Raw genomic sequence first — 22,664 nt, forward strand, 5'->3', positions numbered from 1 at the left:
TCAGGTCAGCTCAGCAAACTAACACCGCGCGTACTGACAAAGGACGGCCGATCCCGTCTTTTACGGACGTGACAATCAGCACCTGTCCCGACTGAACCGACTTCCGGGAGGAGTGGAAGGTTGCCGTGCGGGGTAAAGTGTTATCACTTTGATAGAACAAAGATAGGCTCTCACACGAGGGCGACAGCACGACGAAACGGGGGATCACCCATGTCCACGCACGACTCGCACGGCTCTCCACACACCGCTGACGTGCCCGAGATGCCCGCACCACGCGTCCGGGAGTCCGTCGCACACAGCATCGGCGGCGGTCTCGCGCTGCTGCTCGGGCTCGTCGGCCTGCTGCTGGGCGCCGGCATGATCGTGAGCGCCACCGCGGTGGACTCCACCGGCGGCAAGGCCGCGCTCATCGTGTTCGGCATCCTGATAGGCCTCGCGGCCTTCGTCGCCATGTGCGGTCTGAACATGGTGGCGCCGGGCGAGGCCCGCGTCGTCCAGCTCTTCGGCCGCTACCGGGGGACGATCCGCGAGGACGGCCTGCGCTGGGTGAACCCTCTGACGTCCCGTACGAAGATCTCGACGCGGGTACGCAACCACGAGACGGCCGTCCTCAAGGTCAACGACGCCTACGGCAACCCGATCGAACTCGCCGCGGTCGTGGTCTGGAAGGTCGAGGACACCGCGCAGGCGAGCTTCGAGGTGGACGACTTCCTGGAGTTCGTCGCCACCCAGACCGAGGCGGCGGTGCGGCACATCGCCATCGAGTACCCGTACGACGCGCACGACGAGGACGGTCTGTCACTGCGGGGCAACGCGGAGGAGATCACCGAGAAGCTCGCCGTCGAACTCCACGCGCGCGTGGAGGCCGCGGGTGTGCAGATCATCGAGTCCCGCTTCACGCATCTCGCGTACGCTCCCGAGATCGCCTCGGCGATGCTCCAGCGGCAGCAGGCGGGCGCGGTCGTCGCCGCGCGGCGGCAGATCGTGGACGGTGCGGTCGGCATGGTCGAGGACGCGCTCGCCCGGATCACCGAGAGGGACATCGTCGAGCTGGACTCCGAGCGGAAGGCGGCGATGGTGTCGAACTTGTTGGTGGTCCTGTGCGGGGACCGCGCTCCGCAGCCCGTCCTCAACACGGGATCCCTCTACCAGTGACCTCACCTCCGGAGGGGACTTCCCCTCAGCAGCGGCCGCGGCAGCAGCGCAAACAGGTGCTGCTGCGGCTGGATCCGCTCGTGTACGAGGCGCTTGCGCGGTGGGCGGGCGATGAGCTGCGCTCCGCGAACGCGCAGATCGAGTTCCTGCTGCGCCGCGCTCTCGCGGAGACGGGACGGCTACCGGGCGGGGCTGGGCCGATACCTCGCCGGGGTCGGCCTCCCGTCTCTGGGGAGGCCGAGGAGTAGGTGCGCTTTTTTTGGGGGCGGCGGGTTCGTGGTGAGGGGCGGCGGGTTCGTGGTGAGGGGTGCGGGTTCGTGGTGAGGTGCGGGCTCGCTGTGGCGGGTCGCGCCCACGCGGCGGGGCCGCATATCGACACGGCCCCGCGCCCTTGAAGACTGAGCCCTTCCCCCGTCCCTCTTTCCAGTAGCAAAACCGTGACAATCGCATCTGACCTGCGGACCCGTACGCCTCGGATCCGAGTATCCACGGTGCGTATACACGCGGTGTATACGCCCTGTGTACAGTGCTCCGCATGTCCATCGGTCACACCCTTCTGGGGCTCCTGGAGTCCGGGCCGCGTCACGGTTACGACCTGAAGCGGGCCTTCGACGAGAAATTCGGTCACGACCGGCCGCTGCACTACGGCCAGGTCTATTCGACGATGTCCCGGCTGTTGAAGAACGGCCTCGTGGAGGTCGACGGGATAGAGGCGGGCGACGGGCCCGAACGGAAGCGGTACGCGATCACCGAGGCGGGCGTCACCGACGTCCAGCGGTGGCTCGCCACGCCGGAGAAGCCGGAGCCCTATCTGCAGTCGACCCTCTACACGAAGGTCGTCCTCGCCCTCCTGACGCACCGCGACGCCGCCGAGATCCTCGACACCCAGCGCGCGGAGCACCTGCGCATGATGCGGATCCTCACCGACCGCAAACGCAAGGGCGATCTCGCCGATCAGCTCGTCTGCGACCACGCGCTCTTCCATCTCGAAGCCGACCTGCGCTGGCTGGAACTCACCGCCGCGCGCCTCGGCAAGCTCACAGAGGCGGTGACCCGATGACCCCCGCAGGCTCCCTGCTCGTGGCCCACGACCTGCGCAAGGCGTACGGCCCCACCAACGCCCTCGACGGCGCCGGGTTCTCCATCCACCCGGGCGAGGTCGTCGCCGTGATGGGCCCCTCGGGCTCCGGCAAGTCGACCCTCCTGCACTGCCTCGCCGGGATCCTGACGCCCGACTCGGGCTCGATCATGTACAGCGGCCAGGAAATGGCGACGATGAGCGACACCCAGCGCAGCGCGCTGCGCCGCTCCCAGTTCGGCTTCGTCTTCCAGTTCGGCCAGCTGGTACCGGAGCTGACCTGCGTCGAGAACGTGGCACTGCCGCTGCGGCTGAACGGCACCTCCCGCAAGGAGGCCGAGCGCATCGCCCTGGCCCGGATGGAACAGGTAGAGGTCGACGATCTCAAGGCCAAGCGGCCCGGCGAGGTCTCCGGCGGCCAGGGACAGCGCGTCGCCGTCGCCCGCGCGCTGGTCACCGACCCGCGCGTGCTCTTCGCCGACGAACCCACCGGCGCGCTCGACTCGCTCAACGGCGAGCGCGTGATGGAGCTGCTCACGGAAGCCGCCCGGTCCGCCAACGCCGCCGTCGTCCTCGTCACGCACGAGCCCCGCGTCGCGGCCTACTCGGACCGCGAGGTCGTCGTACGCGACGGGAAGTCCCGGGACATGGAGCGCGCCGTATGAGCGTCGGCCCGTCACCCACCACCGCCCGGTCCGAGACTCCCCCCGAGCCGAACGCCTGGGAGCCCGCACGCGCCACCCCTGGTTTCCAGCAGTGGTCGAAGGACCTGGCCATGGGCGCCAAGTTCGCGTTCACCGGCGGCCGTGAAGGCTGGGTGCGCGTCCTGCTCACGGGCGTGGGCGTCGGTCTCGGCGTGGCGCTGCTGCTGCTCACCACCGCGATACCCAGCGCGCTGCAGACCCGGTCCGATCGCAGCCACGCGCGCATGGGCCTCTCGTTCGGCGCTACCGAGCCGGCCAAGGGCGACAACACCGCGCTCGTCGGGACCGTCGACACGGAGTTCCGCGACATGGACATCCGCGGCCGTGAGCTGGAGCCCGAGGGCCTGCGGGCGCCGCTGCCACCGGGGTTGAAGGAGTTCCCCGCGCCGGGCGAGATGGTGGTGTCGCCCGCCCTCAGGACATTGCTGGAGTCCAAGGACGGCAAGGTCTTGCGCGAGCGGCTGCCGGACCGCATCACCGGCACGATCGAGGAAGCGGGCCTCATCGGTTCGGCCGAACTCTCCTTCTACGCGGGCGGTGAGAACCTGGCCAAGTACAAGGCCGCCGGCGGCCCCGTCTCACGCGTCGACACCTTCCGGGGGAAGGCCGCGCCCGCGGAGCCGCTGGGCCCCATCCTGCTGCTGCTCGTTCTCATGGTCTTCGTGGTGCTGCTGATGCCGGTCGGCGTCTTCATCGCCACGGCCGTACGCTTCGGCGGCGAGCGGCGCGACCGAAGGCTCGCGGCGCTGCGGCTGGTCGGCGCCGACGGCCGGATGACCCGCCGGATCGCCGCGGGCGAGGCGCTCTCCGGGGCGCTGGTCGGGCTGCTCTTCGGCATCGGCTTCTTCCTGATCGGTCGTCAGATCGCGGGCTCCATCGAGATCCTCGACGTCAGCGTCTTCCCGAGCTACCTCAACCCGACGCCCGCGCTCGCCCTCCTGATCGCCGTGGCGGTCCCGGCGGCCGCGGTGGCGGTGACGCTGCTCGCCCTGCGCGGTGTGGTCATCGAGCCGCTCGGCGTGGTGCGCACGGCCAGGCCGCCGCGACGTCGGCTGTGGTGGCGGCTGTTGATGCCGCTGGCCGGTCTCGGGCTGCTCGCCCCGATGATCGGGAAGGGCAACCAGAACGGGAACTTCAACGAGTACATGGTGACCGGTGGCGTCGTCCTGCTCCTCGTCGGCATCACCGCGCTGCTGCCGTGGCTCGTGGAGGCCTTGGTGGCACGGCTGAACCCCGGCTCGATCTCCGGGCAACTGGCCGTCCGCAGGCTCCAGTTGAGCAGCGGTACCGCGGCCCGCATGGTCAACGGCATCGCGGTGGCGGTGGCCGGCGCGATCGCCCTGCAGATGCTCTTCACCGGAGTCGAGGACGACTTCACGAAGGCCACCGGCCAGGACCCCTCGCGCGCTCAGATGCTGGTGGAACTGCCGTCGTACGTCCCACTCGCCGACGCCCGGCGGGACTTCACCAAGACCCGCGGCGTGCGCGAGGCCATCGCGATCTCCAAGGGTGAGCTGGGCGAGACCAACAAGGACCCCGAGATGTACGGGGGGATCACCGTCGGCGACTGCGCCGCACTGCGCGAGGTGGCGAAGCTGCCCTCCTGCCGCGAAGGCGACGTCTTCGCCGTGCACGGCGCCGAGGAGGACTCGTCCACCGCGGAGCTCGCCACGCCCGGCCGGAAGCTCTCCATCGACCCTTCCTACACCGACTCCGAGAAGGGCAAGGAGGTCGCCTGGACGGTGCCGCGCGGCATCAAGAAGGCCCAGCCGCGCGAGGACCCGACGGGTTGGCAACAGGGTGGTTTCCTGTTCACCGCGAGCGCGCTGCCCGCCGCGGCGGCCCCGGCCCTCCACGGGCAGGTCTTCCTGGGGCTCGACATGACAGTCCCCGACATCCGCGAAATCGTACGCAACACCGCCACCAAGATCGACCCGTTCACGAGCCCCATGACCCTCGTGGCGAGTGAGAAGTCCCGGCGCTTCGAATCCATCCGCACCGGCCTGTTCGTCGGCGCGGCCGGTGTCCTCGCGCTGATCGGCGCGAGCCTGCTGGTCTCGCAGCTGGAGCAGTTGCGTGAGCGCAAGAAGCTCCTGGCGGCCCTGGTCGCCTTCGGCACCCGGCGCCGCACGCTGAGCCTGTCGGTGCTGTGGCAGGCCGCGATCCCGGTCGGGCTCGGCCTGGCCCTCGCCTGCGTGGTGGGCCTCACCCTGGGCACGGTCCTGCTGAAGATGACGGCCACTCCGGTGACCGTGGACTGGCCGAGCGTCCTGGCCATGGCGGGCATCGGCGCGGCGGTCATCCTCGCGGTGACGGCCCTCAGCGTGCCGCCGCTGCTGCGGTTGATGCGCCCGGAAGGGCTGCGGACGGAGTAGCGCCCGCTGTCGGGCGCGCCTCCTGCGGGGCGCCCCTCGGGGGTACGGGGAACCGCGGGACCGGTCACGGACGGCCCGCGGTTCCTCGTACCACCTCTTGCTCCATGGCAGTCTTGGCGGCGTCCAACCCGCACGGAAGGTCGCAAAGCGGCCTTTTCCGTCGCCCAGGAGGAGCCCCATGCTCACCGTAGGTGACCGTCCGCCCGCCTTCGAACTGGCCGGTGAGTGAACCATGTCGCTCGACGCGCTGAAGTCCGCGATTCCGGACTACGCCAAGGACCTTCGGCTGAACCTCGGTTCGGTGATCGGGAACTCGGAGCTGCCCCAGCAGCAGCTGTGGGGAACGGTGCTCGTCTGCGCCATCGCCTCGCGGTCACCTCGTGTGCTCCGTGAACTGGAGGAAGAGGCCAATGCGAAGCTCTCCCCCGAGGCGTACACGGCGGCCAAGTCCGCCGCGGCGGTCATGGCGATGAGCAACGTCTTCCACCGCACGCGGCACCTGCTCTCCGACCCGGCGTACGGGACCCTGCGGGCCGGGCTCCGGATGAACGTGCTCGGCAACCCGGGGGTGGAGAAGGTCGACTTCGAACTGTGGTCGCTCGCCGTGTCCGCGATCAACGGGTGCGGGAGTTGCCTCGACTCCCACGAGCGGGCGCTCCGCAAGGCGGGGGTCGACCGGGAGACGATCCAGGAGGCCTTCAAGATCGCGGCGGTCGTCCAGGCGGTGGGCGTCACCCTGGACGCGGAGGCGGCATTGGTGGAGCCGCTCGGCCCACCGCTGAGGTGAACGGGGCACGACGGCGAAGGCGGCGTCGCAACGGCGGGGCGCCCGCCGGGAGTTGACTCCCGACGAGCGCTTCGCATCGGACTCGCCTGCCACCGTCCCGCTCACGCCTCCGAGCCGGGGACGAGAGAACTCACCCGCCCGGCTCGGGGACCCGCCCGGGGCGAAGAGGGCCTCCCCCGCCCCTCCTAGCTCTGCTGGCCGGCCAGGCGTTCTGCGGCCTTGCGGCGTTGGGGCTGGAGGGGGTCGATGAGGACGCCGGCGCCCTTGCCGGGGGTGTAGGCCCAGGCGCGGAGCTTCATCGCGACCCGGGTGAGTCGTTCGTCGCCCGGCGGTACGTCGATGTAGAACAGCGACTCGTCCGGTCTGGCGTCGTCGCCGCCCCAGCGGACCACGCCCTCGCAGTCGGCGAGGATGTCCCGGATCACCAGCTCCTCCATGGGATAGAAGCCGCCGTGGGCCCCGGAGGGATAGGAGCCGGGCCGGATCCGCACCGCCGTGCCGGAGGCCAGGTTGGACTCCGCCAGCCCCTTGCGTACCGAGCCGGGCTCGCGCCAGCCGAGGACCTCGCCCTTGCGGAGGGTGTCGATCTCGTAGTGGAAGCGGCGGACCACGTGGACGAGGACCGTCTCGACCTCCGCCATACGCATCTGGACGCCGTCGAGCGGCGTGGCGGGGACCGGTCTGGTGTAGATGTGGCCGTGCTCGTCCACGGTCTTCTCCATCTCCCACCCGTTCTTGGACGGGATGCCCGTCAGGACTCGCTTGTTGCGCTCCTGCGCCCTGCGTATCGCCTCACGGACCTTTTCCGGCTCGGGGTCCTTGTCCGCCGCCTGGGCGGGAATGGACAGAGCCTGTGAGCCGACGGCAACACCGATCGCTACGAACGCGACACGTCGTAAGGCAGTGCGGCGAGAAATGTTCTGGGTCACTTCTTCGTCTCCTCGTACCAGTTTTTGGGGCGCGCGGCGTAGGTCAGAGCGGCGGCCGCTACTCCGAAGACCCCTGCCACGGGATTCACGTATCCGGGCACGACGGCGTCGTACGTCTGCCCGTCCGTGACGCGGCACCGGAATTGCAGGGGAAGGAACGAATACTCGTATCCGACAACGGACTTGGCCTGCTCCGACGTCAATCTCTCTGCACACGCCAGGGCTTGGTTGCTTTCATCCAGCATCAGGAGATGGAGCATGCCCCAGCCGTACATACCGACCGTGCAGGCCCATGCCAGGGCACCAACGCCCTTGACGACTCTCTGCGCATCTCGCTTGCCGCGGTTGCGGAACAGCAACAGCAATCCGCGGATGGCGAGCCATGGCGTGACAACCACGCCGGCCGCGCTCAGGAGGAGCACAAGCCCGATATAGAGGTCGTCAGAAGCGTCTGTTACCAGCATGCTGGTCAGCCTGTCAGACGTTCCGAGAGATGGAGTTGTACTTCTCCATGATCTGGTACAGCGCCGACCGCTGCTTGGCGTGGGGCGTTGCCTCCGATTCCGCCGGTCCCTGGTACCGGCGCAGGATCTCGAATATCTCGCTCTCCGTGTAGTCCAGGCGCATGGAGCGGAGAGGCTCCTCTTCATGAACGTTGCCCGGGGCCCCGTCCGCGTTCCACAGATGGATCAAAGGGACGGTGGACATGGCGAATTGCTCGTCAAACCGGCAGTCATCCCAAATGTTGTATTTATCCTCGTCGCTGCCACCGCGGATGGTGCCCTCCGCGTAGCCGTTTCGAATGGCGTGATTCCACGCCAGAAGGGCGGTGTTGCCGAAGATCTGGGCGATGCCGGTGGAGCTGTCCTTGAAGAACCCGGTCGTGTTGAACGTCGTGGAGACCACCTCGTCCACACTCAGGTCGACCGCGTCGATGTGCCGCATCTCCCAGTACGCGGTCGTCTGGATGAGGGCCTTTCGCATCTTGTACCGATAGGCGAGCAGGGTGGTGACCGAATCCCATTCGAGTACGACCCTGCGGAAGCACTCCTCGTGCGTATGCGACCTGAGGCCGCCGTCGTTGGGGAAGCCGATCGACTCCATGTACTTGCCGACGTCCGTCCTCATGGCGTTGACGAGGTCCGAGTCGAGGCTGGTGTCCGGGAGAGGCGCACGGGGCGGGTTGAACGAGCCCTGTCCGGTGTCGCGCCCCGAGGCGATGTTGATGTCGATGTTGATCGCCCCTGTGCCGGTGCCGACGGTGCGGGTGACGATCTGGTCGTACGCCCAGTCGGGCGGCAGCGGATAGCCGAAGTTGCCGGAGAACCCGGACGACATGTCGCAGACGAACGACGCCGTGGAGTGGCCGGCCTCGGCGACGCGGATGCACACGTTGCGCGGCCCGTAGACGCCGATCTCGAACCGGTTGCCGTCGTCGGCGACCGCGTCCGCGATGCCCTTGAAGTGCGGCAGGACGTTGCTGGTGACCTCTTGGTCGAGGGCGTCGAAGTCCACGGCCCAGAAGATCCGTGTCCCCGCCTTGAAGCCGTGGTCCAGGGCCGCGTTGATGGCGGCCTGCCCGGCCGCACGGCCCTGCGGATAGGTGAAGCCGTCGGCGTCCCGCCCGTACGTCTGGTAGATCGGGAAGCAGCGCAGTCCGTTCGCGGCGATGGTCTGGAGTTCGCCGGGCTGGATCGCCTTGTGCTTCAGGTCGTCGGGCGGGGTCGGGTCCGGCTGGGTGAGATAGCGGCCCAGGTACTTGATGCCCTGCGCCTTCAGCGTGGCCGCACGCTCGGTGGTGATCAGGGTGACGCCGTCGCAGGCTTCGCCGTTGCGGGACTGGTCGCCGTAGGAGACGAGGAGGGAGGCCCAGGTCGAGAAGTTTCCGGTGCCGGTGACGGGGAGCTTCGCGAACGACTGGAAGGTGGAGACGGCCGAGGCGAGGCCACTGGTGAAGGTGGAGACGAAGTCCACCGGCCGCTGGTTGAGCACCATGGCGGCGGAGAACAGCTTCACGAACGTGTTGGAGTCGCCGGTCGCGACGGTGTGGGACTTCAGCCCGCTCTGCGTACCCGGCCCGAAGACGCCGTTGGCCGTACCGTCGGCCATACCGAGTTCGTACTGCACGGCGAACAGCATCGACTTGGCGACGTCACGCGAGTGGTTGCCGTCGGCCGGGATGATGAAGAAGTCTCTTCGGTGGATGTACGACCCGTTCAGCCATCTCTGGACGGCCCGGATGGTCTCCGAGCCTCCGTTGACGGTGACGTAGGCGTCCATGTTGAGCAGGCCCTTGAACACCTTCGGCACCAGGTTGCCGCCGGGGTAGGCGAAGTCCACGCCCATGTTCTGCTTCAGCTGGGTGACCGAGGCCACCACACGGGAGTTGTACGTCCCGTCGATGTCGCCGCCGTCGTAGCCCTTGCAGTACAGGGCGGACTGGATGATCTTGGCGAAGTTCTGGGACGGCACCGTACCGCTGTTGAGGGACGGGTACTTCGACGTGAGCGTCGAGAGCGTGGTGGGGCCGAAGGTGTCCGACAGGCTGGTGATGCCGAGTTCGTACTGCAGGGCACGCGTGAGGGCGAACATCATCGGCCAGCCGGTCACCCCGGTCTCGGGTATGCGGTCGATGCCGAGCTTTCCTGCGTAGGCGCCATTGATGAACTGCTGCGCTTTGCGCACCATTTCGTCGGCCATGTGGGGCTCCTGTCAGTCACTGGTCAGGCATGAGTCGGACGGTTTCGGACACGGCGGAGAGAGCCGACCCGGAAAGTGGTGTGCGCGTTCGGTATTTCGTGCCGCGGGAAGAGCCCCTGCACCACCCGGCGGTACGCCATTGGCGTCGCCCTCAGCCGCAAGGAAATACGTAACTCGAGCTGTAGTTGATGAAGAGGCTGGTGGAGGTCCGCCCCATTTTCGCGGTGACCGGCGCGCAGGCGAAGCTGGAGACGTATACCGGCCCCGCGTATTCGCTGAAGTTGCCTTCGTCGGGGTCACAGGCGGTGCCGCCCGTTTTGCACACCCTGAGGTACATGTATCGCGAGGCGCCGACATTGTTGTCGAGGATGACGCAGCCCTTTCCGCCGTTCTCGTACGAGAACAGGGTGGCCAGGCGCAGATCGGGGTCCGTCCCGAGGGGCAGGGGGATCCCCTTCCGCAGCGTGTATCCGGTGCCGCAGACGTTGGCGGCGGCAGCGGCGGCGGACATGTCGGCCCGGGCGACCGCACGGGTCACGGCGTCGGCGTCCCGCGAGATCGGCACGTGCGGGGTGTCGGCGGCGACAGCCTGCGGCGCGACCAGAACGGCGGAGAAAAGCGCCAGGGCGGCGACAGCCGCGCGCAGGATTGCCTTCGGTCTGAGCATGTGACGTGGAGACCTTTCAGTAGGCTGCATGGTGCATTACTGAATTCACGGGCACAGCAGTGCACTGCTCGGCCGCCATTCTTCGGCCCCGGGGCATGGGTGTACCTCGTGGACGAATAGGAAATGGGAGCGGCAGAGCAGTGCCGTGTGAATGTGGGGTTGATCTCGTCGCTTGATTGCGCAATCACTTTAGATGCGCAGAGAATCTTCCTCCAGGGATTATTGCCGCGCTCGGGCGGCTGACCGGAATTCGCCCCGGAAGCGGAATGACATGCTCATGATCTGGAGGTCAGGCGAGTTACAGGAGAGACTCGTGTGTGTGCTGTGAAGCGGAAGACGGGTGAGGGCTCCGGGGCACGCGAGATTGGCCGGATGGCGATGTCGACGTTGGCCGAACCCCACGCGGCCCGGGGGGGAACTGGCAGGAGTTCGGCGGGGCGATACCCCTCAGACGGTGACGCGTCCGATCACGACGATGACGCGTCCGACGGGGGCCGTACCGGAGCGACTCGTGTCGCGGTCGCCCCCCGCGGCATCGGCGACGTACGCAGGGCCGGCTCCTGGGAGTACGAGCTCAGGTAGCCGACCACCGTGTTGGCGACCGCGACGAGCGGGACGGCGACCACCGCACCGCCGATCCCCGCGACCATGCCACCCGCCGCCACCGAGAGAACGACGGCGAGGGGGTGGACCCGTACCGCACGGCCCAGGATGAACGGCTGGAGGATGTGACCCTCGATCTGCTGGACGGCGAGCACGACGGCCAGCGCCATGACCGCCGTGAACACCCCTTGTGTCACCAGCGCGACCACCACCGCCAGCGCGCCGGAGACGACGGCACCGACCAGCGGGATGAAGGCGAACAGGAAGATGAAGACGGCCAGCGGGACAGCCATCGGGACATCCAGGAAGAAGATGCCCAGGCCGATGAAGATGGCGTCGATCAACGCCACTATCACCGTCCCGCGGACGTAGGCCGTGAGCGTGCGCCAGGCGCGCGGGCCCGCCCCGGCCACTCCGGGCCGCGCCGCGGCGGGCACCAGCTTGAGCGTCCACTGCCAGATGCGCTTGCCGTCGTAGAGAAGGAAGAGCGTGGAGAACATCGTGAGGAGGATGCCGGTGAGGGCCTCGACGATGACGGTGACGCCTTCCAGGCCCGCCGACGTGATCTCGTCCGTGTTGTCGCCGACGGCCTCGCGCAGGCTCTTGGCGATGTCCTTGATCTGATCCTCGGTCACATGGAACGGGCTGTTGAGCAGCCAGCGCTGCAACTCGTCGATGCCGTCCTGGATCTGGTCGGAGAGGTTGTCGATGTTCTCCATGACCTGCCAGACCACGAACCATCCGACGAGCCCCATGATCACGAAGCCAAGGGTCGCGGTGAGCGCGGTGGCGACCCCGCGCGGCATTCCGTACCGCCGCAGCCGCGCCACGGTGGGCTGGAGCAGCGCGGTGATCAGCAGCGCGGCGACGAAGGCGAGGACGACGAGTTGCACGGCGCTGATGACGCGCATCAACACCCAGACGGTGCCCGCGAGTACGAGCAGCCGCCAGCCGGCCTCGGCGGCGACCCGCATGCCCCAGGGAACGGCCGAGGCGGGTTCGGGACGAGGGGCCGGCAGGGCGGCCACGTCCGAAGGAGGGGCGGGGGGCGAGGGCGGCGAGGGCGGCGAGGCCGCGGGCGGGACGGACTCGGCGGGCGGGCCCGAAGTGTCGGCGCCATCCTCGTGGCGTCGGGTGGTGTCGTCGGCCGGGCCGAAGTCGTCGGCCTCCGCGGCCTCGGCCTCCGCGCGCCGCGCGTTCAACCGCTCTCCCATTTCGGTGAGTCCGGCCCCGAGCCGACTGAGCCACCCTGGCACTCGCGACATGATCCGTCCCTTTTCCCCGTTGTGCCCCACCACTCCCCCCTGGAGCCGTCGGCACCGACCGTACATGGCAGAAGCCCCTCACCGTAGGACGGTGAGGGGCTCTGAAAAGGTTGAGAAGCGCGAGCGGATGCCGGCTCAGTACCAGTTGTTGGCCTGCCAGAACGACCATGCCCCGCACGGGCTGCCGTATCGGCTGTCCATGTAGCTGAGGCCCCACTTGATCTGGGTGGCCGGGTTCGTCGCCCAGTCGGCGCCGGCCGAGGACATCTTGGAACCCGGCAGGGCCTGCACAAGGCCGTAGGCGTCGGAGGTCGGGTTGTCGGCCCGGTAGTTCCAGCTGGACTCGTGGTCCACGATGTTGCTGAAGCACTGGAACTGGTCCGCCGGAACGATCTGGCGGGCCATGTCCTGGACTTGAGCGACGGTGTACGAAGACTGCGCCGGGAAGCTGGAGGGGTCACGCGTGGTGGAACGGCTGGCAACCTTGAGGGCTTCCTTCCGCTCCTTCGCCTCCTGCTCGGCCTTCTCCGCGGCCTTCTGCTTGGCGACGGCGTCCTTGGCGGCCTGCTTGCGCGCAGACTCCTCGGCGTCCTTCTTGGCGGTCGCGTCGGCCGCGATGGCCTGCGAGTCGGCCTGCTGAGTCAGGGATGCGGTCTGCACCTGCGCCTGCGCGCCCGCGGGTATGTCCGCGAGCAGCGTCGCGCCGGTCGCCGTTGCCTCGGCATCGTCACTTGAGGACGCGGTGTTGCCCGAGGCAACACCGGTGACAGCACCGACAGCGGTGACCGCGGTGGCCGAGGCCACTGCGAATCCCCGGACCGAAATCCGGCTCACACGGTTTCCTTCCAGCATCGCCCGCTACAGGTGACCCTCGCGGACGCAATCGTGCCCCTGGCGCTGGCCTCCCAACTGCGGGGTCACGGGAGGCACGGACCCGGTGGGCAACTCCCATGGCGGGAGCGCCGCGTAGTGCTCGGGCGGCATACGACTGCTATATGGAGTTCTGGGCAACTTCTGTGGTGCCGTACCGCTGGGGGTACAGGTGTGTCGTATGCGGGGCCTGACAGGAGTGAGACTCTGCCGCACGCTGACGCCGGGAGGCAATTCTGTGTCGGGTGTGAAAGCTCACACCTCGTTTGCCTCACGAGTTCTTCGGAAACTAGCACACGCCAGGACGCCGCCCGGCTAGGCTCTTCAGCCTTTGCCGGACGGCGTCAATTATCGTGTAGCCACCACCCGTTGGACAGATGCCGCAGGGCGGGGCACGCTGGATCAGATGTGTCCGTCCTCCAGCATTTCGGTCACAAGCGCCGCAATCTGGGACCGCTCGGACCTGGTGAGCGTGACGTGCGCGAAGAGCGGATGGCCCTTCAGCTTCTCCACGACGGCCACGACACCGTCGTACCGGCCGACCCTGAGGTTGTCCCGCTGGGCCACGTCATGGGTCAGGATCACCCGTGAATTCGCGCCGATTCGGGACAGAACGGTCAACAGGACGTTCCGCTCCAGGGATTGGGCCTCGTCCACGATCACGAACGCGTCGTGGAGGGAGCGGCCGCGGATGTGCGTGAGCGGCAGGACCTCCAGCATGCCGCGGGCGGTGACCTCCTCGATGACGTCGCGGCTGGTGACCGCGGAGAGGGTGTCGAAGACCGCCTGCGCCCAGGGGCCCATTTTCTCGGACTCGTTGCCGGGCAGATAGCCGAGCTCCTGTCCGCCGACCGCGTACAGCGGGCGGAAGACCATCACCTTCTGGTGCTGGCGCCGCTCCAGGACGGCCTCCAGGCCCGCGCAGAGCGCGAGCGCCGACTTTCCGGTGCCGGCCCGGCCGCCCATCGATACGATGCCGACGTCCGGGTCGAGCAGCAGATCCAGCGCGATGCGCTGCTCGGCGCTGCGGCCCTTGATACCGAAGGCCTCCCGGTCACCCCGGACGAGCCGGACGTTGCCCTCGGACGTCACGCGTCCCAGGGCCTTGCCGCGCTCGGACTGGATCATCAGACCCGTGTGGACCGGGAAGTCGGACGCCTCGGGGACGTACAGGCTCTCCTGGTCGAAGAGGAGGTCCACCTGCTCGCCGGAGAGCGTCAGCTCGGACATTCCGGTCCAGCCGGAGGAGCCGGTGATGGCGAGCTCCGCGCGGTACTCCTCGGCGAGGAGTCCGACCGAGGAGGCCTTGATCCTGAGCGGCAGGTCCTTCGACACAACCGTGACGTCGAACCCCTCGGCCTGCAGATTGCGGGCGACCGCGAGGATGCGGGAGTCGTTGTCCCCCAGGCGATAGCCGCTGGGCAACACGCTGGGGTCCGAGTGATTGAGCTCGACACGCACCGTCCCGCCCAGCTCCCCGGTGGGGATGGGGGCATCGAGACGGCCGAATTTCACTCGGTAGTCGTCGAGCAGGCGCAGGGCCTGCCGGGCGAAGTAGCCGAGTTCGGGATGGTGCCGCTTGGCCTCCAATTCCGTGACCACGACGATGGGAAGCACGACTTCGTGCTCATCGAAGCGGTTCATGGCGTGCGGGTCGGCCAGCAGGACGCTGGTGTCGAGAACATAGGTGCGCCGGTCTGGCATACGGCGCTTTGTGCTGGTCACCACGGAAGGACGTACCCCCTCGGATGAGGTCGGGGAGCGACGGAGGAGAGCTGGACCGGTGTCCGGCCGCGATGCACGGGCCGACTACCGGCCCTCTCCGCTTCGTCCGTACTGACCGCACGGTCGAGCTGGTGCAAAGGGCCTCCCGGGCGGACGGCCCCGTGCCGTCCGCTGAGATACGACACCCGTGGTTCGGGCGTCGACCTGGAGGGCTTATGCCCTCGAACGCACGATGCCATGCCAGACCGAAGGACGGCGCGTTCGTTAACACCAGATGACGTACGCCCCTGATGGCGCCCCCTGCGAGCGGGAACACGCCGGGCGAGTGAGCCGAAGGGCGCCCCCGGAGGCGAACCGAGCCTCAAAAAACGGGGGAACCCTAGCCTCCGTAGCGCCTGTGGCGGGCCGCGTAGTCGCGCAGGGCACGCAGGAAGTCGACCTTGCGGAAGGCCGGCCAGAAGACTTCACAGAAGTAGTACTCGGAGTGGGCCGTCTGCCAGAGCATGAACCCGGACAGCCGCTGTTCGCCGCTCGTACGGATCACGAGGTCGGGGTCGGGCTGGTCGCTGGTGTAGAGGTGCTTGCCGATCATGTCGATGTCGACGTTGTCGGCGAGCTCCTCCATCGTGGCGCCCTTTTCGGCGTGGTCGAGGATCATCGAGCGCACGGCGTCGGCGATCTCCTGGCGGCCGCCGTAGCCGATGGCGACGTTGACGACTATTCCGTCGACGTGCGCGGTGGACTCCTCGGCCTCTTTCAGGACGGTCTGCGTGCGTGAGGGCAGGATGTCGGGAGTACCCACGTGGTGCACGCGCCAGCGGCCGTTGGCGGCGAGGGAGCTGACGACGTTCTCGATGATGCCGAGCAGCGGTACGAGCTCTTCCTCGGGGCGGTTGAGGTTGTCCGTGGACAACAGCCAGAGGGTGACGACCTCGACGTCGGTCTCGGAGCACCAGCCGAGGAACTCCTCGATCTTGTCCGCCCCGGCCCGGTGTCCCTGGGCGGCGGTACTGCCCGCCGCCTTCGCCCAGCGCCGGTTGCCGTCCACGATGACGCCGATGTGCTTGGGCACCTTGTCGTGGTCAAGGTGGCCTTCCACCCTGCGTGTGTAGACCCTGACCAGCAAGCGGCGCAGGTTGTCGCGCAGGTTCACGTTTTTCGTCAGCCCCTCCGTGCAGATAACGGTCCCCCGAGGGCGACACCCTACCGCTGCTGTAGCGCCCCTCGCCCTTGGGGTGCAAGGCCTCCCGCTCGCCGGACGGCACCGGGGCGGACGCCGGGCGACACCCGGACGCCAGTTGGGGCGAGAGCGGACCCACACCGGGACCAGGGCTAGCGGTGCGGGATGGCGGCACCCCAGGGGCGTACGCCAGGCGCGCGGAAGCGGACAAAAAACGGGCCGGTCCGTGGGGGGGGAGACGGACCGGCCCGAGGGGGGGTTTCCACCATAACCCTTCGTAAGTGATGCTGCGCGCATCGGCATGCGAAAACTACTCTCCGGAGTCGCCCGGCGACATCAGGGTGAGTGCGGAAGCGTTCATTCAAGGGCCGAACATGGCCGAATCACACCGGATTCCAAGGGAACGAAGGGGAATCTGGAGAGAACCAGGGGGTTTGCGAGTGATTGTGGGGCACTCGGCCATCCGCCTCGGACGTACCTCGCAAGGGTGACGCCCCTTGGAACGCCCACTTGACGCCAAGGCCGCTTTCACGACCACGACCGCTTCCCGGCCCTACCCACATCAGAGGCCCGCACAGGGCTCCCGAACGCGCCCCCCGGCGAAGGCAGCAGGGCACCGCGCAGCCCCCTCCTCCGCGCGGTGCCATCCCGCGCAGCTTTGCTCGCGCGAATTGCCTTGTCTCGAATTTACGTGAGCCGCAGAGGTGGTCCGGACCATTCGCGATAACGATGTGGAAACTGTGTGAGCGTTCTGAGGTTTCTGCGAGGGCTTTTACCTGAACTGAATGGCAAACGTCGCCTCTTTGCTCAAGTGTGGGCGTTTACGAGCGATAATTACCCGCATGCGCAAATCACCCCATTCGCCCAACGATAGGAGAGCAAGGTGGCAGGGGGCGGCAGAAGAACAATGTTCCAGCTCGGGCAGCGGACAGGATCTGACCTCATTCGCATCTAGCGTCGCCGCCATGACATCGAGGATCACGAGGATCACCTGGGACGAGGCCGGCGCACGGCGCTACGAGCGCCAACTCCTGCGTACGCCCGCGCCGCCCGGCACCCCCGTCGCCGAGGTTGTCGGCACGCTGCTCGCCGCGCACGCGCAGGTCCTGTCGGCCGCCGAGCTCTCCGTGGGCCTGCGGCTCGACGGCGCGACCCGCCAGGACGTGCGCGCGGCACTGTGGGACGACCGGAGTCTGGTGAAGACGTACGGGCCGCGCGGCACGATCCATCTCCTCGCCGCCGCCGAGCTCCCGTTCTGGAGCGCCGCGCTGACCGCCGTGCCGAGCGGCAAGAGCGCCCCGCCGGGCCTGCGGATGACGCCCGAGCAGGAGGAGCGGGTCATCGCCGCGATCGGCGACGCCCTCGACGGGCGGCAGCTGACCATCGACGAACTGTCCGAGGAGGTCGTGGCCCGCACCGGCCCCTGGGCCGGAGACCTCGTGATGGAGGCGTTCCAGGGCAAGTGGCCGCGCTGGCGGCAGGTCATGCACCGCGCGGGCCAGTCCGGCGCGCTGTGCTTCGCCCCCGACCACGGCCGCAAGGCCACCTACACGCGCCCGCCGCGCTTCGACCCGCTCCCCGCGGACGAGGCGCTCGCCCTGCTCGTACGCCACTATCTGCGCGCGTACGGTCCCGCGACGCCGCCGCACTTCGCCAAGTGGGCCGCCGCGCCCCGGGGCTGGGCCGCGGACCTCTTCGCCTCGCTGGCTTCCTCGGGCGGGATCGAGGAGGTCGACTTCGAGGGGGCGCCGGCGTGGGTGGTGGCGGGCGACACGGAGTTCCCGTCGGAGGCCGTACGCGGGGTGCGGCTGCTCCCCTACTTCGACGCGTACGCCATCGCCGCGCAGCCTCGCGAGCGGATGTTCCCCGGCGCGGCGTACGGGCGCGCTCTGGCGGGCGGGCAGGCGGGGAACTATCCCGTGCTGCTCGTCGACGGCGTGGTCGCCGGGGTCTGGCACCAGCGGCGGCAGGGGAAACGGACGACAGTGACGGTGGAGCCGCTGGGGCGGCTGAGCGCGGTGCGGGAGCGGGAGCTGGGCGAGCAGGTGGTGCGCGTGGGCGAAGTCCTGGAAGCCAGGGCGGAGTTGGTGGTGGGAAAGGTGACGTCGGGCCCGCACGCATAGCCCCCGAACGTCAACTCCGCCCGCCCTTCGTGGACTTGTTCGCGCCACGCGCTCCACGTGCTCCACGCGCTCCACGTGCTCCACGCGCGCTACGGCTTGCGGGCCTCGATGAGGTGGCGGGAGCTGTGGGCCACGAACGGGCCCGTGGCCATGATCCGCTCGTGCAGGCTCAGGAGGCGGGTCCGGTACTGGTCCACGGTGAAGCCGGGCACCATCCACACCACCTTCCGCAGGAAGTGCACGACGGCCCCGATGTCGTGGAACTCCATCCGCAGCCGCTCCGCACGCAGATCGACGACCTCGAGTCCGGCGGCCTCGGCTCCGGCCCGCTCATGGTCGGGGTGACGGGCGTTGCGGTTGGCCTCCGACTGGGGGCCGAGGAAGTACTCGACGAGCTCGTAGGCGCTGCTGGGGCCCACGTGCTGGGCGAAGTAGGTGCCGCCGGGCCTGAGGACACGGGTGATCTCCGTCCAGTGCGCCGTCACCGGGTGCCTGCTCACGACGAGGTCGAATGCCGCGTCGCCGAACGGCAGCGGTGCGTCCTCCGGCGAGGCGACGACCACCGCTCCGCGCGGGTGGAGGAGGGCGGTGGCCTTGGCGACGTTCGGGGGCCAGCCCTCGGTGGCGACGGTGAGACGCGGCAACTCCCGTGCCGACGCGAGGACTTCACCACCCCCGGTCTGGATGTCGAGAGCGGCCTCCGCCTCGGCCAGGCGCTCGCCCATGACCCGCGCGTATCCCCAGGAGGGACGCGCCTCAGTGGCCCGCCCCTCGAACCACGAGAAGTCCCAGCCCTCGGTGGGGGCGGCTTCGGCCTCGCTGACGAGCTCTTCGAAGCTTTCCGGGGTTTCGAAGCTTTCCGGGGTTTCCGGGGTTTCAGGGGTTTCAGGGGTTTCGAAGGTACGGGCGGTCGGGTTCATCGAGAGATGGTGGCAGGACGGGTTCGCGTGCCGCGACCGGATTCCCCCCGGGGGCGAGGGCGGGGGCGTTGTCACCGGGCGCTGCTACGTTCATCGCCATGACTGTTCCTGAGGCTGGAATGCCGTACGCCGGGGGCGAGAAGGAAAGCCTGCACGCGAGCCTCGACCGCCATCGGGACGCCGTGCTCTGGAAGTTGGAGGGACTGGACGACGAGCAGCTGCGCCGGCCCATGACCCCGTCGGGCACGAACCTGCTGGGGCTGGTGAAGCACCTCGGGTCGGTGGAGTACGGCTGGTTCTGCGAGACGTTCGGCCGCGCGGCGGAACCGCTGTGGTTCGACCCGTACAAGGACGAGGACATGACCGTCGCTCCCGGTGAGACGACGGCCCGGATCGTGGACTTCTACGGACGTGCCCGCGCGGCCGCCGACCGCGTGATCACCGAACTGCCGCTGGACACCCTCGGCAAGGCACCCTGGCGGGACCACAAGGTGTCGTTGCGCTGGGTCCTCATCCACATGATCGAGGACACGTCACGGCATGCGGGACACATGGACATCGTGCGGGAGCTGATCGACGGAGCGACGGGGGACCATCGCCGGCCCTAGTTCAGTTCCTCTCCGGGGGTCAGGCAGCGGGTGAGGCCGGGGGCTCCTGGAGTACGAGGAGGGTGTGTACGTCCTCGCCGTGGCGGACCGTGCCTGCTTTGCGGAAGCCGTGCCGTTCGAGGAGGCGGACCGAGGCGGTGTTCTCGGCGAAGGGGTCGGCGTGGAGGGGGCGGGTCCTCTCCTCGCCGAGGAAGAGGGCGAGGGCCTCGGTGCCGACGCCCCGGCCCCAGTGGGACCGGCCGAGCCAGTAGCCGATGAAGCGACGGCGGTCCTCCGTTTCCTCCTCCCACCAGGCGACGATGTGGCCGGCCGCCGTGCCGTCCACCGTGACCGTCCGTACGAGGACGGCGTCGTCGCCGAGGATCCGGGTGACCCAGTGATTCATGAAGCGGTCACGTGGCCGGGGCGTGAACCGTGACCGCCGGGCCGCCTCCGTGTCGTGCTCCTGCTCGAAGAACACGCCGAGATCGGCGTGTTCCACGGCACGCAGCCGTACGTGGGCCTGTGCAAGCGTGTCGTCGCTCATACCGAGGGAGTCTGGCACCACCCACTGACATCGGACTCGGCCTGGGACTCGGCCTGGGACTGGGACTGGGCCTGGAACTGGAACTGGGACTGGCTCTGGGATTGGGTGTGTCTACGGGACGAGAGGGCGTACGTCCTCGGCGGTGAAGCGGACGAAGCCCTCGGGGTCCGGCTCGTCGGCCGTCGGCTGGAGGATCACGGTGTCGGCGCCGGCGTCCGTGAGGCGGCGGACGGCCGCGGCGACCGCTTCCGCGTCCCCGGCGACTCCGAGGTCCGGGACCGATGCCAGGCCCTCCGCATCCAGCTCGGCGTGGAGGCGGGCGGCGGCGTCGGGTCCGGTGGCCGTGAGGAGATAGACGACGACGGTGTGCGGGTCATCGGGGCCATCGGTACGGGAGGCCGACTTCCGCCCCTCGTCGATGAGTTGGCGCGCTGTACGTACGCCGTCGGGTGGAGTGCCGGCGTGGAGGATCGTGCCGTCGGCGGCCTCCCCGGAAAGCCGGAGCGTACGCGGGCCGGTGGCTCCGGCGAGGATCGCCACGGGTGACTGCGGGGGCCAGTCGAGGGCGACGCCGTCGAGCTTCACGTACCGGCCGTCCGTGGTGACGCGTTCGCCGCGCAGGAGTGCGCGCAGGGCCGCGAGGTACTCACGCAGGAGCGTCACGGGCGACTCGGCCCGTGCCCCGACCTGCCCCATCCAGTCCTGTACGCCGTGACCGACGCCCACGATCGCCCGGCCCGGGAAGAGCCGGTCCAGGGTGGCGGTCTCCATCGCGGTCACGGCGACGTTCCGCAACGGCACGGGAAGCAGACCCACGCCCACGCGCAGCCGCTCCGTCCAGGCGAGCGCTGCCGCCGCCGCGGAGACCCCGCCTTCCAGGAAACAGTCCTCCCACAGCCACAGCTCCTCCAGCCCCACGTCCTCCGCCGTACGAACCATCGTGCGCAGGCGTTCCGGGGGCAGCTGCGGCCGGAATACGGCACCTAGAGCGGTCATGGGGTTCTTCCTACCCCGGGGTGGGGGCGGCGGACAACTCCATTACGGGGCCGCACCGTCGACGGCGCGCAGAAAGAGGAGGCAGAGGGTAACTGGTTTCTCCGTCCCAGGGCTTCGTCGGCACCCGTCACGTACCCGCAGGTCAGAGGGCTGGCTCCCGTGATCGTCTGGGACTCAGACGACACTTACGCCCGTTCCATCCGCCCTCACGGTAGTTGTCCACAGGCCCGCGACGTCCGGGGTGGGGTGCGGGAGAGTTGGGGGGTGCGGGGATTGCGGGAGGTTGCTGTGGGTGGGGTGTTGGTGGCGGAGTGGGGCTTGGCCGCGGGGTGGTCGCGGTCCGGGCTCTATCGGTGTCTCAAGGAGGAGGGGTGGGCAGCGCTTGGTGAGGGGGTCTGGGCGGAGCCGGGTATGGAGGTGGATTTCCGGATGCGGCTCAGGGCGGTGCAGCTCGCCGCACCGGAGCTTGTCGTCAGTCACCGGGCGGCAGCCTGGGTTTGGCGGATCGAACTGCTGCGGGTGGAGGCGGAGTTCACCGATCCGGCGGCGGTACGGCAGCGGAAGCGTCTGCGGGTGCACCGCAGTGCGCTGCCCGCCGGTGACGTGGTCGAGCGTGACGGGTTGCGGATCACGAGCGTCGACCGGACGCTGGCCGACCTGTTGCTGTCGGGGCCGCGGGACGAAGCCTTGGTGGCCGTCGACTCCGCGCTCACCCGTCGCACGGTCGGGGTGAGCGACCAAGACCGCGAGCGGCGGGTGCGTCGGGCACCGCTCACCCATCGCGGCACGATCGCCACCGCACTCGGACGGCGGAGGCGCGGTGTCGTCCGGGCCCTGGGGTGGCTCGCGCTCGCCGACCCGGCGTGCGGTTCGCCGGCGGAGACGGTGGCCCGGCTGCGGATGTACGACGCCGGCCTGCACCCCGAGACGCAGGCCGAGGTCGCCACGTTCACCGGACGCGTGCTGCGCCCCGACTTCCTGTTCCGGGCGCAGGGCGTCGCCGTCGAGATCGAGGGGTACGCCTATCACGGCAGCCGCGAGGACCACCGCCGTGACGTCGCCCGTTTCAACGACCTTCAGCAGTGCGCCGAGGTGCGGGTCGCGCTGCGGTTCACGGCGGAGGAGGTGTTCCGCGCCCCGAGGACGATGATCGCCACGATTCGGCGGGCGTTGGGGGCGACAGGAGGGGGTTCTGGGGTCGCAGGAGGGAGTGCGGGGGTCGCAGGAGGGAGTGCGGGGGTCGCAGGAGGGAGTGCGGGGGTCACAGAAGGTGGTCCGCCTTGCCCGCCTTGATGTCCTGGATGAGGGTACGGAGGGCATCGCGGGTGTCGGTGAGGTAGGTGTCCTCGGCTCCGGCGAGGGCGATGTAGGCGTTGCCGGAGGTGTCGGTGCCTATGCGGAAGCAGTTGGCGCCCTCTCCGCAGAAAGGGGGTTCCCAGGTGATGTCCGGCAC

Annotated in this window: 21 protein-coding genes; 9 read left to right on the forward strand and 12 right to left on the reverse strand. The window is 68.8% G+C overall.

Features of this window, described 5'->3' with window-relative positions:
- The first annotated feature begins 210 nt into the window (after positions 1–210).
- From OHA11_RS15685 to OHA11_RS15710, 6 genes are all read left to right on the forward strand, one after another.
- Positions 211–1,155 (forward strand): SPFH domain-containing protein, encoded by a 945-nt coding sequence (locus tag OHA11_RS15685; RefSeq protein ID WP_266496666.1) that lies wholly within the window; start codon positions 211–213, stop codon positions 1,153–1,155.
- Positions 1,152–1,403, forward strand: a complete 252-nt coding sequence (locus tag OHA11_RS15690; RefSeq protein ID WP_266496668.1) for a hypothetical protein — start codon at positions 1,152–1,154, stop codon at positions 1,401–1,403. Before OHA11_RS15685 ends, OHA11_RS15690 begins: the two co-directional genes overlap by 4 nt.
- Positions 1,404–1,690: 287 nt before the next feature.
- Positions 1,691–2,215: a PadR family transcriptional regulator gene (locus tag OHA11_RS15695; protein ID WP_266496670.1), complete on the forward strand. Its 525-nt coding sequence runs from the start codon at positions 1,691–1,693 to the stop codon at positions 2,213–2,215.
- Positions 2,212–2,898, forward strand: a complete 687-nt coding sequence (locus tag OHA11_RS15700; RefSeq protein WP_266496672.1) for an ABC transporter ATP-binding protein — start codon at positions 2,212–2,214, stop codon at positions 2,896–2,898. The genes OHA11_RS15695 and OHA11_RS15700 overlap by 4 nt, the downstream gene beginning before the upstream one ends.
- 110 nt (positions 2,899–3,008) lie before the next feature.
- Positions 3,009–5,312 carry an ABC transporter permease gene (locus tag OHA11_RS15705; protein WP_266507197.1) on the forward strand — a complete coding sequence of 768 codons (2,304 nt, stop codon included), beginning with the start codon at positions 3,009–3,011 and terminating at the stop codon, positions 5,310–5,312.
- Between the two features lie 232 nt (positions 5,313–5,544).
- A complete protein-coding gene (locus OHA11_RS15710) occupies positions 5,545–6,099 on the forward strand; it encodes an alkyl hydroperoxide reductase (protein ID WP_266496674.1) in 555 nt (184 codons plus the stop codon).
- A 185-nt stretch (positions 6,100–6,284) separates the two neighbouring features.
- Here OHA11_RS15710 and OHA11_RS15715 read toward each other — a convergent pair whose 3' ends face one another.
- From OHA11_RS15715 to OHA11_RS15750, 8 genes are all read right to left on the reverse strand, one after another.
- Complete coding sequence (locus OHA11_RS15715; RefSeq protein ID WP_266496676.1) at positions 6,285–7,028, reverse strand: hypothetical protein; 744 nt, start codon at positions 7,026–7,028, stop codon at positions 6,285–6,287.
- Positions 7,025–7,492, reverse strand: a complete 468-nt coding sequence (locus OHA11_RS15720; RefSeq protein WP_266496678.1) for a hypothetical protein — start codon at positions 7,490–7,492, stop codon at positions 7,025–7,027. The genes OHA11_RS15715 and OHA11_RS15720 overlap by 4 nt, the downstream gene beginning before the upstream one ends.
- A gap of 13 nt (positions 7,493–7,505) precedes the next feature.
- Positions 7,506–9,728, reverse strand: a complete 2,223-nt coding sequence (locus OHA11_RS15725) for a glycoside hydrolase domain-containing protein (protein WP_266496680.1) — start codon at positions 9,726–9,728, stop codon at positions 7,506–7,508.
- A 151-nt stretch (positions 9,729–9,879) separates the two neighbouring features.
- Positions 9,880–10,395 (reverse strand): hypothetical protein, encoded by a 516-nt coding sequence (locus OHA11_RS15730; protein WP_266496681.1) that lies wholly within the window; start codon positions 10,393–10,395, stop codon positions 9,880–9,882.
- 467 nt (positions 10,396–10,862) lie between these two features.
- Complete coding sequence (locus tag OHA11_RS15735; protein WP_266496683.1) at positions 10,863–12,263, reverse strand: AI-2E family transporter; 1,401 nt, start codon at positions 12,261–12,263, stop codon at positions 10,863–10,865.
- Positions 12,264–12,398: 135 nt separating this feature from the next.
- Positions 12,399–13,097, reverse strand: a complete 699-nt coding sequence (locus OHA11_RS15740; RefSeq protein ID WP_266496685.1) for a transglycosylase SLT domain-containing protein — start codon at positions 13,095–13,097, stop codon at positions 12,399–12,401.
- A gap of 438 nt (positions 13,098–13,535) precedes the next feature.
- A complete protein-coding gene (locus tag OHA11_RS15745; protein WP_266496687.1) occupies positions 13,536–14,861 on the reverse strand; it encodes a PhoH family protein in 1,326 nt (441 codons plus the stop codon).
- Positions 14,862–15,237: 376 nt separating this feature from the next.
- Complete coding sequence (locus OHA11_RS15750; protein ID WP_266496689.1) at positions 15,238–16,011, reverse strand: isoprenyl transferase; 774 nt, start codon at positions 16,009–16,011, stop codon at positions 15,238–15,240.
- 992 nt (positions 16,012–17,003) lie between these two features.
- On the opposite strand from OHA11_RS15750, the gene OHA11_RS15755 reads away from it, so the two are divergent.
- Positions 17,004–18,161 (forward strand): winged helix DNA-binding domain-containing protein, encoded by a 1,158-nt coding sequence (locus tag OHA11_RS15755; protein ID WP_266496691.1) that lies wholly within the window; start codon positions 17,004–17,006, stop codon positions 18,159–18,161.
- Between the two features lie 89 nt (positions 18,162–18,250).
- On the opposite strand, the gene OHA11_RS15760 is transcribed toward OHA11_RS15755, so the two are convergent.
- Entirely contained in the window at positions 18,251–19,081 is an 831-nt protein-coding gene (locus OHA11_RS15760) for a class I SAM-dependent methyltransferase (RefSeq protein ID WP_266496693.1), read from the reverse strand.
- A 98-nt stretch (positions 19,082–19,179) separates the two neighbouring features.
- On the opposite strand from OHA11_RS15760, the gene OHA11_RS15765 reads away from it, so the two are divergent.
- Positions 19,180–19,689: a DinB family protein gene (locus OHA11_RS15765; protein ID WP_266496694.1), complete on the forward strand. Its 510-nt coding sequence runs from the start codon at positions 19,180–19,182 to the stop codon at positions 19,687–19,689.
- Between the two features lie 19 nt (positions 19,690–19,708).
- Here the strand turns inward: OHA11_RS15765 and OHA11_RS15770 are convergent, their stop codons facing one another.
- Complete coding sequence (locus OHA11_RS15770) at positions 19,709–20,215, reverse strand: GNAT family N-acetyltransferase (protein ID WP_266496696.1); 507 nt, start codon at positions 20,213–20,215, stop codon at positions 19,709–19,711.
- A 111-nt stretch (positions 20,216–20,326) separates the two neighbouring features.
- Positions 20,327–21,211, reverse strand: a complete 885-nt coding sequence (locus tag OHA11_RS15775) for an LLM class flavin-dependent oxidoreductase (RefSeq protein ID WP_266496698.1) — start codon at positions 21,209–21,211, stop codon at positions 20,327–20,329.
- A 411-nt stretch (positions 21,212–21,622) separates the two neighbouring features.
- Between OHA11_RS15775 and OHA11_RS15780 the strand changes: the two genes are divergently transcribed.
- Entirely contained in the window at positions 21,623–22,504 is an 882-nt protein-coding gene (locus tag OHA11_RS15780) for a hypothetical protein (RefSeq protein ID WP_266496700.1), read from the forward strand.
- On the opposite strand, the gene OHA11_RS15785 is transcribed toward OHA11_RS15780, so the two are convergent.
- Positions 22,473–22,664: a hypothetical protein gene (locus OHA11_RS15785; protein ID WP_266496702.1), complete on the reverse strand. Its 192-nt coding sequence runs from the start codon at positions 22,662–22,664 to the stop codon at positions 22,473–22,475. The two genes, OHA11_RS15780 and OHA11_RS15785, sit on opposite strands and share 32 nt — an antisense overlap.

It is taken from the genome of Streptomyces sp. NBC_00878 (assembly GCF_026341515.1).
In the GTDB taxonomy this organism is placed as follows: domain Bacteria; phylum Actinomycetota; class Actinomycetes; order Streptomycetales; family Streptomycetaceae; genus Streptomyces.

Bases quoted from the DNA above. Each gene is read 5' to 3' on its own strand.
- OHA11_RS15685 (WP_266496666.1), top strand. From the start codon at position 211: ATGTCCACGCACGACTCGCACGGCTCTCCACACACCGCTGACGTGCCC.
- OHA11_RS15695 (WP_266496670.1), top strand. From the start codon at position 1,691: ATGTCCATCGGTCACACCCTTCTGGGGCTCCTGGAGTCCGGGCCGCGT.
- OHA11_RS15700 (WP_266496672.1), top strand. From the start codon at position 2,212: ATGACCCCCGCAGGCTCCCTGCTCGTGGCCCACGACCTGCGCAAGGCG.
- OHA11_RS15705 (WP_266507197.1), top strand. From the start codon at position 3,009: ATGGGCGCCAAGTTCGCGTTCACCGGCGGCCGTGAAGGCTGGGTGCGC.
- OHA11_RS15710 (WP_266496674.1), top strand. From the start codon at position 5,545: ATGTCGCTCGACGCGCTGAAGTCCGCGATTCCGGACTACGCCAAGGAC.
- OHA11_RS15720 (WP_266496678.1), bottom strand. From the start codon at position 7,492: ATGCTGGTAACAGACGCTTCTGACGACCTCTATATCGGGCTTGTGCTC.
- OHA11_RS15725 (WP_266496680.1), bottom strand. From the start codon at position 9,728: ATGGCCGACGAAATGGTGCGCAAAGCGCAGCAGTTCATCAATGGCGCC.
- OHA11_RS15730 (WP_266496681.1), bottom strand. From the start codon at position 10,395: ATGCTCAGACCGAAGGCAATCCTGCGCGCGGCTGTCGCCGCCCTGGCG.
- OHA11_RS15735 (WP_266496683.1), bottom strand. From the start codon at position 12,263: ATGTCGCGAGTGCCAGGGTGGCTCAGTCGGCTCGGGGCCGGACTCACC.
- OHA11_RS15755 (WP_266496691.1), top strand. From the start codon at position 17,004: ATGACATCGAGGATCACGAGGATCACCTGGGACGAGGCCGGCGCACGG.
- OHA11_RS15760 (WP_266496693.1), bottom strand. From the start codon at position 19,081: ATGAACCCGACCGCCCGTACCTTCGAAACCCCTGAAACCCCTGAAACC.
- OHA11_RS15765 (WP_266496694.1), top strand. From the start codon at position 19,180: ATGACTGTTCCTGAGGCTGGAATGCCGTACGCCGGGGGCGAGAAGGAA.
- OHA11_RS15770 (WP_266496696.1), bottom strand. From the start codon at position 20,215: ATGAGCGACGACACGCTTGCACAGGCCCACGTACGGCTGCGTGCCGTG.
- OHA11_RS15775 (WP_266496698.1), bottom strand. From the start codon at position 21,211: ATGACCGCTCTAGGTGCCGTATTCCGGCCGCAGCTGCCCCCGGAACGC.
- OHA11_RS15780 (WP_266496700.1), top strand. From the start codon at position 21,623: ATGGAGGTGGATTTCCGGATGCGGCTCAGGGCGGTGCAGCTCGCCGCA.